The sequence below is a fragment of the Streptomyces sp. NPDC057638 genome (genome assembly GCF_042800315.1).
GTDB lineage: Bacteria > Actinomycetota > Actinomycetes > Streptomycetales > Streptomycetaceae > Streptomyces.
Genome location: NZ_JBHVHF010000592.1, coordinates 1 through 1,599, shown reverse-complemented (window position 1 = coordinate 1,599; position 1,599 = coordinate 1). Strand labels below are relative to the sequence as shown.

Below are 1,599 nucleotides of genomic sequence, written 5' to 3'. Positions count from 1 at the left end.
GGGTTCGGGGGAAGATCCCCCGGGCCCCGTCGGCCGTTCTCGGGCGGTCCGTCAGAGGGCGGGCAGCGGCGGCCGGGTGCCGGTGGCGCGCGGCTTCGCCGGTGCCGGGCGTTCCGGCGTGGGGGCGCGGGCAGAGCGGGCCGTGGCCGCCCGGCCGCCAGGCCCGGCGGACCGTGGGCGGGCCGGGCTCACCACATGGGCCCGGCCATCGGGTGGCCCCGGGCGCGGACTCAGTGGCCGACCACGGTCAGGGCCTGGTCGAGGGCCTGGAGGAACCGGTTGGTGGTCACCCGGTCCCGTACCGCGATGCGCACCCACTCCGGCCCCAGGCCCGGGAACGTGTCGCCGCGCCGCACCGCGAATCCCAGGTTCCGCAGCCGCTCCCGTACCAGCGCGCCCCGGCGCACATGGACGAGGACGAAGGGCGCCTCGGCGGTGTCCACCACCCGGACCTCCTCGAACTCGGCGAGGCCCGCGAGCAGATGCTCCCGGTCGCGTACCGCGCGCTGCGCCGCCTGCGCGGCCTCTTTGAGGGCCATCGGCGTCATACACGCCTCCGCCGCCGCCAGCGCGGGCGTGGAGACGGGCCAGAGCGGCTGCGCCCGTTCCAGCGCGGCGATGGTCTCCGGTCCGGCGAGGACATAGCCCACCCGCAGCCCGGCCAGGCCCCAGGTCTTGGTGAGGCTGCGCAGGACGACCAGGCCCGGCACGTCGGTGCGGTCGGCGAGGCTCTCCGGTTCGTCGGGCACGGCGTCCATGAACGCCTCGTCGACCACCAGGAACCGTCCCGGCCGGGCCAGCGCGGCGATGGCCCCGGCCCGGTGGAGGACGGAGGTGGGGTTGGTGGGATTGCCGATCATCACCAGATCCGCCGACTCCGGTACGGCGGCGGGGTCCAGCCGGAATCCGTCCTCCTCGCGCAGCAGGACCCGCGCCACCTGGTGCCCCGCCGCCCGCAGCGCCGCCTCCGGTTCGGTGAACTGGGGGTGGACCACCAGCGGGCGCCGTACCGGGAGCGCGCGGGCGATCAGCACGAACGCCTCCGCCGCCCCCGATGTCAGCAGCACCCGTTCCACGGGCACTCCGTGGCGCCCGGCGACGGCGGCGCGCGCCGTCCGCCCGTCCGGGTAGGCCGCCAGTGAGCCGACCGATCCGGCGATCCGTTCCCGCAGCCACGCGGGCGGTGTGCCCGTGCGCACATTGACGGCGAGGTCCGTCAACGGCCCGGCGGTGTCGCGTAGCTCGGCGTCCCCGTGGTGGCCCAGATCGTGTCCGTCATCCGGTCCGGCCGGGGTGGGGATGCCGGCGCTGGGGTGGCGCGGCTGCCCGCGCCCGTCGTCACCTGCCATGGACGTGACCGCCGTATCTGTATCCGTCGGCAGGGAACGGGAGCGGGCCGACCGCCGGTATCCGGGGGCCCGGCGGCACCCTCCGGACGGTGGCCGGGGGGCCGTCTCTGTGTCGGTCGGCGGGGGGCACGGGCGTGGTGCTCACGCGTTCTCCTGGGGGTGTGGGGGTGGGAGGGAAGGGGCGCGGTGCCGCCGGTGTGACGGTCGCGCGCACGTGCCCGGTGTCCGTCGGCCGTGGGGTCGCCATGGC

The 1,599-nt window shown here is 76.6% G+C and carries 1 protein-coding gene; it reads right to left on the bottom strand.

Going from position 1 to position 1,599, the window contains the following annotated elements:
* Window positions 1–230: 230 nt before the first annotated feature.
* Window positions 231–1,349 (bottom strand): Rv2231c family pyridoxal phosphate-dependent protein CobC, encoded by a 1,119-nt coding sequence (cobC, locus tag ACFVIM_RS35050; RefSeq protein ID WP_384310404.1) that lies wholly within the window; start codon window positions 1,347–1,349, stop codon window positions 231–233.
* Between the last annotated feature and the right edge of the window lie 250 nt (window positions 1,350–1,599).